Raw genomic sequence first — 8,483 nt, 5'->3', positions numbered from 1 at the left:
TTTCGTATGACTCCGTTACGCTTCATTCAGGTTGGCCTGTCTTTGGCCGTCAGCCTGCTCTCCCTCGGCTCTGCCAATGCCGATTTCGTGCTAGGGCTTTCACTCGCCGGGCAGTCCACGCCAACCGAAACCGTTCGAGTACAGATCGGTCAACCAATCCCTGTCGAACTCATCCTGCGACAAACCGGTGCGGAAACACGCCTCGGGACTGATGGATTATTCTCGTTCGCTACTCGACTGAGACACAACAGCGACGTCATTTCTGTGTCAGCCATTACGAGCAACGCAGACTCATTCGGCGAAACATTCACAAGGACAATGCGAGAGTCTGCAAACAGTTTCATCCTCGCAGGCGACCGTTTAGCGTTTGCCGGCGGTGCCAAAGGCGATGCAGTCAAACTGGGTTCTTTCATTGTCACTCTAAATCGCCCCGGAACCGCCGCCCTGCAGCTTGAAGATTTTGATCCTTTCTTAGAGGACTTTGCGCTCGAAAACCTAGACTTTTCATTCTCATTGGATGACGCGATCTTTGAAGGCAACCCCATCGGTGGTCCAAACAGTCTCCCTCAGGTCACTCTGCAAGTGACCTCGGTCCCCGAACCCGGCTCCGCTCTGTTCTTGGCACTTGGAATCGTGGCCTCCATACGGCGAATTCGTCGCATCCAAAAACCGCCTCCTGTAACCTATGAGGGTGCCTCGACGAACTAAGACCTCCGTCCCCTTAACTTTGCCTGTGGGAAACCGACCAGGGCGTCAGGAGCCCAGAGAATTGAAACGTCGCGCCAAACAATACAAGCTCATGCAAAAACCCCCGTGATCCGAACCGAAACCGTTACGCCACGGCAGCTTAGGTCCTAAGTTCGTGCCATTCACCCCCGTCCCCTTTAGCTTTCCCCGGACGTGCCAACCGCAGGCGTTACCGAAACAAAGACGCCTGACCCCTTTGTCTTGTCGAAGCATCGTTGTTGCCAAGACGATTCGACGAACTTGGAAACCTTTGCGTTTTACTTCGTAACTCACGTGCCGAACCAGAATGAATGGGTCGCACTCGCGGTATTCTTGCTTTGACATCCAGACCGGACGGCGAGCAGGTTTTTGATAGGCAACAATTTGATCGTAGCTGCCTTGTTTGAAGCCGCGACGAAAGTCGATCTGCCGATTGTGGTGAGATCGCATCACGACGTCGTAGCCACCCTTGATCGCCTGGTAGATGTTTTCAAAAGTCGCGTAATAGCGATCAGCCAACAGGATATCTCCCGGAAAAAGCAGCTTATTGATTGCCTGAAACAGACTGTTCTCACCGGATTGTTTCCCCCGGTACGGCCCCATTGCAATGTCCAACGCAGCTCCAGTGGAAAGGCAGAACAGCATCACGCAACGCATGACAGGGAAGCCGCATCCCTTCTTCTGGCTCCGTTGCTGAGGGTACTCTTTTTGGTTCTCCAGCGTATCGGGCATCGTCAACGTAAAGCCGTCGGCAACCTTAACGTCGTGCCCCTTCCACCGCCATCGACCGGCCGCGTGTTGCTGACACCTTTGGCCGCTTCGTTTGGCAAGTTCTTGGACAACATCCTCTGGTAATCGCTGTCTTGCTTGACAGTATGCTGTGGTGTTGGTAACCGCCCTTTCCTTTCGACGACTGACCCGCCAAGCGTTCAGCCGATGGACCGCGTCACGACAAGAATGGTCCGGTGAAAGCGTCTGCCCGAGAAACATCCACAACGTGATGACGGGTGTGTAAATCCGATCGCGAAAACAGTGCCCGAATTCCGCGCACACTTCACGCACTTCGACCGCAGGCAGGAACCGTTCAAAGACGAGAGACTGCTCGGGATCAGACTCCAACTTGCTTGCCAAACGGGACAATGAACTGATAGCCTTGTGTGACACGGCGGGGCCTTTTGTTTTGTGTGATGGGTTTAGACGTTCATCACATTACAACAAGGCTCCGTCGTGTTTTGTGCCGCTGGCAGCGAATCCCTCGGCACAGTAAATGCAGATCACGTTCGCTAGCACTACCGGTCGTGCTAGCGAAACCCAAAATTAACTACCTGTCGTGCAATGCCCTTTAACGACGCGGCATTCACGCCTGACCCCTTTGTCGTGTTGACCCCTTTGTCGTGTTCGCAATCCCCGCCGCTCCCGCGGCACGATCCTGGGAGATGACGCGGAGCGTCGAACACTGCGTGACCACGCAGAGAGTGGTCACGAGGTGGGCGCGTGGGCATCGCTACGAAGTTCGCCCAATGTGACAACCCAAAATCGACAAAAATGGCGTTGCCATGGTATGACGGATCATTGGTAATCGTCCCCGACGTCATCATCACCACCTTGCTGACACTCACCAAAGCACGGTGTCGACTCGAATTCCCCGTCAGGATGCGAGAAGGTGGGGACCGTCGACGACTGACAGTAAGCAAGGCGAATCATGGGGTTATTTGGGTCTGTCTGGTTGGTTTCCTCGCAACCCGCTTTGCAAACACGAAACTTGACACACTGCACCGTCTCAACGGGCGCAATGCCGTTATATGTTCCGTCATCGTTATCAACCATGCAGTCGTAGGTTTCGTCGTCTTGGACGACACCCTCAATATGATCCCCAGGGCAATCATAGTTCAAAACATAAAATCCGTTCTGAACCTTCCTGTTCGCGCCCTCCATCACATGTTCATACAAACAAGGCGTCGCATTGCACGCGAACAGAAATTCAAGTCCGATCTGATCCTCGCACGTCGCACCGGCATCGATAAAGCAGTTTTGCCCAATGGCCCAAGGACCGCAGGCAGCCGCCCACACGCAGCATAGCATCTTCAAATTCAACTTCAACATAACAAATCTTTCCTTCAGTAGAGGAACAAAAAACAGCTACTTCGAATTGATACGGCCCATTACGTCGGCAACGTGATTGGCCAGGGTAAGATGATTGAATGGTTCGAAAGGCTCGGCAGGGTTGCACTGGGACCACTGCAAGGAAACGACGTGCGATCCAGACGTTCCTGAATAACGAAAATCTTTGGGCACCCATCGGCCATTGAATAGCTCTAGGTCACATTCGTATTTAGTAACCACCTGCGTCCCATTTTCTCGGAAACTTCCGTCTTTCTTTTTCACATAACGCGTTCGCTCGTAGAGCCCGGCGATCGGCCAGTAGTCTCGATTCGTATCGATTGCCAGCACGTATCCTCCTGCATTGAAAAACTCGACCGCATTGTTTTTCAGGGAATCAACTCCCCCGTTCAGTTTGGTCTTCTTCAACACATCGATCCCCGCTTCTGATGAAAGCGTTTTAATGGACGGATAAGTCAGGTACGGCAGGATGGCGAGATCCAGGTCATCTTTTCGCAGGAAGTTCCCATAGAACGAAAACCCCAAGCCGCGAACGGCGAATGGTACCGAGTATGAAAAGCCGCTGGGTTCCCCATTTCGAACGAGACGAACACGCGGCATCTCAGGGCTGCAAATCCAGAGGCCCTGGTCGGTTTTCACAACACCGCCGGGCTGCCAGCGACGCGATCCCTCCGATGCCGTTTCTTTGTTTCCCCTCAGTGCTTTCGCTTCCACCGGGCTTGGTTTTTCAATTCGTTGAAACAGGTGTGCGAAAGCGTCTGTCCTTTCGTCAACACTTAATTCGCCTGTTTGTCGCCAAGTGATCGAGTCTTCGCCAGCCTCTGTGTAGTTCATTTGGTACTTGAAGCTCACGGAGATCAACTTCCCCCGCTGCTCCATCGCATGAAACAGAATGTTTTCGAAGTCCCGGTTTGCCGAAACTTTGATCGGCCGATCTTGAGCCACAACGGTTCCCGAGGTAGTCAGCATCGACAAAGCCACGGCAACCGAAGAAGCTCGCCAAAAGAAACGGCACCACCTTCGTGCAACGCTTGTTTTCACAACTTTACTTGGTGTTTCTCGGCAGGAGGGCATTTGCTTTTTTAGGTTCATTGCCAGGATTGCTTGAGTGAGAGGACGAACGTGCATTAATTAGAGCTTGGGCACTTACGTGCGAGGGACAAGAATCAATCCTCGGCATACCGCGCGAGAGGAAACTCATATGTGGATTCTCTGTTTGCTCCCGTCGAGACCCGGAACAGGGCGTTGGCCAAAGCGTCGTTCAAACCACCCGGAAGCTCGGAACGATACAAACGGGAGTTCAGCCGCACTGCCTTTATCGCCTTTTTCCGCCCTGCCGACCTGTCAACGAAATCGATCTCTGTTTTCGGGGCGGCAGACTGAGGTTTCGAAAAGCGACTATAGATTTTAAGGACACCTCCTTGCCTTATTGCCGTGATATCAACCTCAACAGCTGCAACGGCGACCATCGGAACGCTCGCTATGGCTTTATCACGTTGCTTGTCCTTTAAATGGATCGAGAAATGTCGGGGTAATTGTATTGAGCGTTTGCCACCACTCGTCAGCGTAACAACCACTTCTCGAACAAAGGATTCACCTTCGCGTCTGACATCCTTTACAGTTAGGGCGATATCCGTTCGTGAGGTCGCCGCCACGATGGACGACAAGTCGTCACGTACATCGCTACGCAGCACGATCACCCTGGTCAAAGTTCCCCTGTCGGTCGCATCGACTTCCCATGCATCTCGCTCAAACTCGACAACGACGCGTGGCTTGGATAGGTAGGTAAGCAGGACGGTCGTTTCCTCGCTCGAAGTTTCGTCGGTGTCACGGTAGACGAACTGAATGCTCTCGCGGTGAGTCCCAGCTTTCGTTGATGGCGTGACCTTAAACTCAAGACGCGTGTTTCCGGGATCTAGCGACAACGCATCCTTCGTGACCGCAACACATCCGCACGAAACCAACACTTCTTTCAACGGACGAGCGATCGTTTCCGTGTTCGAAAGCGTGATGCCGAGGGAAACTGGCTCCGCAGGATCAAGTTTGCCTAAGTCGATTTGGTGAAAACGGGCCTGCGAGTCAACTTGGTGGACCTGAGTGGCGTTCAGGGCGGTGGGGCGTCGAGTCGCGCTGGGAGCGTCTTCCTGAGCCTGAGCTTTTAGGGGTGTTGCAGCGAGCACAATAATGGCTACGAGGATTGACAGCTTTGCATCGGTTGCTGCGGTGTTTTTTGTTTGCACGGTAACTTCCTTCCCTCGGAACTGGCTTGGAACGTCCAGAATTATGCACACACCTGCCGAATCACCTCGGGGTGCTTTCCGGGTGCTTCTTCGGCTTTTCGTTTTGTACCTTGTTTGGCTGTTCTTGAGGTTCGAGGATCCATCCGATGAAGTGAGGACTCTCGATCGTCTCGAATCGAATAAGCTTGACGATGCGACAACGATTCAACGACCGAACGGTTTCATAGAGTTGGTCGACGCGATCGACAAATCCTTCGTCGGGCAGTGGATTCTCAATTTGCTTCGACCATTGTTGCGATTGAAAAGCACGCAGCACACACTTTTGCGTTTCGGCTGGTTGCCTGTAACGTTTCACCAGGACGCCCGCGAAAGTCAAGCGATTTCCCTCATCGTCCCAGACTGGCTTTGCAAACGGGTGCATTGAAGAACCAGGCCTTGCGATCTCGCCAGTGAGCGTAACGAGCCCGCTGAGTATCCGTCGACCCTCGACGCTCAAAGCGAAGCAACTTGACTCGGAGAACGACATCGAACCATCGAAGGAAAAACGTCGCTGCGAAGCGTTGTCAGATACGATCTCCAACGCGTGTTCGATCCAGTTTGAAGAAACTAGTTTGCTCAACTGGTCAGATGAAAAGCCCTGCTCATGCAACTGATTCATCGGAAGTGAGTACTGCCACCGGTCCGCGTCGTCGTGGAGACAATGCGAGAAGACTTCAGCGATCCTTAAGAGCTTGGATTCATCCAGATCCAAGCTGCTTCCGTTCAACATTCTACTTCCTCTTTCGTTTGTGTGCGTCCGATACGGGATTGCCAACGACGATTTGACCAACCACCCCGGGTTTGCCCGGGCATGCGAGTCTCGACATCAGTCCACGCATTCGGCAAAACAGTTCATGTAGCGATGAAGCCGTTTGAAGTTGGCTCTACTTGGGAAGAGCACGATTTCGGCTCGCTACCCGCCAGAAAAATCGCCAAAAGGCATCAGAATCTCCGAAATCGCCCTGGGCGACTGATGCGATCCGCTACGAGTGGTTCGACGATGCATCGCACGGTCATCTGGATAAGACAAAGGGGTCAGGCGTCTTTGTTTCGGTAACGCCTGCGGTTGGCACGTCCGGAAGGACGTAATGGACATGGAAGACACCAAAGTCGATTGCTCAATGATTGACGATCGTGCTGGTGGAGACAGGACCTGATGTGCGGGACCAACGGGAGAGGGCGGAGCCTGCATGCTGTCGCATCCAGCTACCGGACGAAGCACCACCGATATTGCTCGCAATGCCAAATCCCAATGCAGGGCGGATCGCGGAGCGGAGCGAAGTGAAGAAGCTCCACCCACAACTGCCGAACCACAAACCCCGGCGGCCCCGCCGAAACTCTGCCGCGTTTGGTCTGGCCACAAAAATCTCCACGTGACGTGTGGCTGGTGTCTTCCCGAGAGTGAAGCGGGCATCCTGGCAGTCCACTAACAATGCCGCTTCGCAGCAACCTTATCAAGCTTCCTTTTTCTCGAACGCATCAGCGAGAACACTTATCAGCGTCGCCTGCCTTCATTGGTTTCGCGGCAGGAGCACTCATTAAGGACGCCTGCCCCTTTTGTTTCGCTCGATGCGAGAACGGCCGCCGCGGTGGCACACCATGCGACCCAAGGCTACGGAAGTGCCCGGGAACGGACCGGTAAATCTTGGTCGGCCCTCTCGTTCGTCACGACGTCCTCCAAGAGATTGGCGACATCACGGTTTTTTGACCTTGTCGGTCCACGCAGCGATCGAAATGGCACCGCCGCCAATCGTCAGCCCTAACCCGGACCAAATGAGTTCGTGGCGTCCGGACATGATTCCTCCGATCAGCACAATCGCCCCGATCAGGACCATGCCCAACGACAAGAATAACGGCGCCGGTTTGGGCCGATTCCAAGGACGCAGAATCGTGTTTTTGGGCTGTTCCCACGCTGTGCCCATGACATACGCGCCGCCGATCATTAGCCCCATGCCGGTCCATCCGAACGGACTGTCGAAACCGCCCGGACAAATGATCGCGCCGCCCCACAACATAGACGTACCGAACACCAACAGGCCCACATTTGGGGACCGAACGAAGCTCACGTCCTGGTCGCTCACGTCCTCGTCCGCCCCGGCGAACGCGATTCCCATGAACACAAAGCCGTTGATCGCAATTCCCGGCCCGATCCACATTGTAACGAATCCATTGATCAGCCCGTGCAACAGCAACCCCATGCCAATACAAACCAATACAACGCCCGTCAGCAAACGCCCACGATGAAAGTTAGACAACCCCTCCGGTGCAGTTCCATGCAACACATCGGACGAAGACGCATCCGGCGGACTTGGCGGTGGGATAATGCCAGACGCCCGTTCGTTGCCCGTCGACGAGGATTCGGACATACGGCTGACATCTTCGCTCATTTCGCCGACGCTTTGGTAGCGATCCTGCGGCGCGCGTTCGAGCGTTTTCAAAACGACGTCGTCCAACCCGATTGCGTTCAAACCCGATTCAGACGGCAACTTGAATCGTCCCAACGGCAGCTGCCCGGTCAGCAATTCGTAGAACACGACGCCTAGGGAATAGATGTCCGCGCGGTGATCGACCTCGCCGGGTCGTTCCCATTGCTCTGGCGCCATGTAGTGCATCGTACCGATGACTTGGTTCGTCCCGGTCAATGTTGCGTCTCGTTCGCCTTGCGAAGTCAGCTTAGCCAATCCGAAATCGACCAACCGCACTCGACCGCTACGTTCAAGCAGGATGTTTTCAGGTTTGATGTCGCGGTGCACGACGCCAGCGGCATGAGCGTACTGCAGGGCAGCGCTGATCTGAAGCACGACTTCGATCGCCGCATCGGGCGACATCGCTTCGGCACGCATGGCTTCGCGAAGGTTCACACCGTCGACGAATTCCATGATTAGATACAGCACGTCACCGCGTCGGCCGAAGTCATACACGGTGACGATGCCCGGGTGCGAAAGCTGGGCCAGCGCGCGAGCTTCACGCATGAACCGGTCGGCGAAACGAGCGTCGCCACTGAGTGCCGGTGATAGCACTTTCAGCGCGACGTCGCGTCCCAGCATCGACTGGCGTGCCCGGTACACCGCTCCCATGCCGCCGTGACCGATCAGCTCCACCACATCAACCGCGTCAAACAGCTGATCGATGGATTCTGCCGATTGCGGTGTCCAGGTGCCGCTGGCGGAAGTCTCGGCGATGGAATTCGAGAAAGCGTCGTCGTTGCCAAAGGATTGCGTTTGGCCACCAAGCCCGGCCGCCAACATGCAGCTCGGGCACTGCTGACCCAGCGGCGAGGAAGCGGGCAGTGATTTACCACACGACGGGCAACGGATTTCTTCAGTTGTCATATTCGGGTTCTCCTTGCCCATCGGT

7 protein-coding genes are annotated in these 8,483 nt (G+C 54.7%); 1 reads left to right on the top strand and 6 read right to left on the bottom strand.

Going from position 1 to position 8,483, the window contains the following annotated elements; genetic code table 11:
• The first annotated feature begins 6 nt into the window (after positions 1-6).
• Positions 7-708 carry a hypothetical protein gene (locus HFP54_RS16455; RefSeq protein WP_168565945.1) on the top strand — a complete coding sequence of 234 codons (702 nt, stop codon included), beginning with the start codon at positions 7-9 and terminating at the stop codon, positions 706-708.
• A 45-nt stretch (positions 709-753) separates the two neighbouring features.
• On the opposite strand, the gene HFP54_RS16450 is transcribed toward HFP54_RS16455, so the two are convergent.
• The 6 genes from HFP54_RS16450 to HFP54_RS16425 all read right to left on the bottom strand — a co-directional run bounded on the left by HFP54_RS16450 (position 754) and on the right by HFP54_RS16425 (position 8,458).
• Positions 754-1,890: an IS4 family transposase gene (locus HFP54_RS16450; RefSeq protein ID WP_168565944.1), complete on the bottom strand. Its 1,137-nt coding sequence runs from the start codon at positions 1,888-1,890 to the stop codon at positions 754-756.
• Between the two features lie 405 nt (positions 1,891-2,295).
• Positions 2,296-2,829 carry a hypothetical protein gene (locus HFP54_RS16445; protein WP_145298347.1) on the bottom strand — a complete coding sequence of 178 codons (534 nt, stop codon included), beginning with the start codon at positions 2,827-2,829 and terminating at the stop codon, positions 2,296-2,298.
• A 36-nt stretch (positions 2,830-2,865) separates the two neighbouring features.
• Positions 2,866-3,939, bottom strand: a complete 1,074-nt coding sequence (locus tag HFP54_RS16440; protein WP_168565943.1) for a hypothetical protein — start codon at positions 3,937-3,939, stop codon at positions 2,866-2,868.
• 74 nt (positions 3,940-4,013) lie between these two features.
• The gene (locus HFP54_RS16435; RefSeq protein ID WP_168565942.1) at positions 4,014-5,087 is read right to left on the bottom strand and encodes an Ig-like domain-containing protein; all 1,074 of its coding nucleotides are present in this window, start codon (positions 5,085-5,087) and stop codon (positions 4,014-4,016) included.
• Positions 5,088-5,148: 61 nt separating this feature from the next.
• Complete coding sequence (locus HFP54_RS16430) at positions 5,149-5,856, bottom strand: hypothetical protein (RefSeq protein WP_168565941.1); 708 nt, start codon at positions 5,854-5,856, stop codon at positions 5,149-5,151.
• A gap of 964 nt (positions 5,857-6,820) precedes the next feature.
• A complete protein-coding gene (locus tag HFP54_RS16425) occupies positions 6,821-8,458 on the bottom strand; it encodes a serine/threonine-protein kinase (protein ID WP_168565940.1) in 1,638 nt (545 codons plus the stop codon).
• Between the last annotated feature and the right edge of the window lie 25 nt (positions 8,459-8,483).

Origin of the sequence: Crateriforma spongiae, assembly GCF_012290005.1 — a bacterium.
In the GTDB taxonomy this organism is placed as follows: Bacteria; Planctomycetota; Planctomycetia; order Pirellulales; family Pirellulaceae; genus Crateriforma; species Crateriforma spongiae.
The sequence above is the reverse complement of the archived record's forward strand: the minus strand, read 5'-3'. Positions and strand labels throughout refer to the sequence as shown.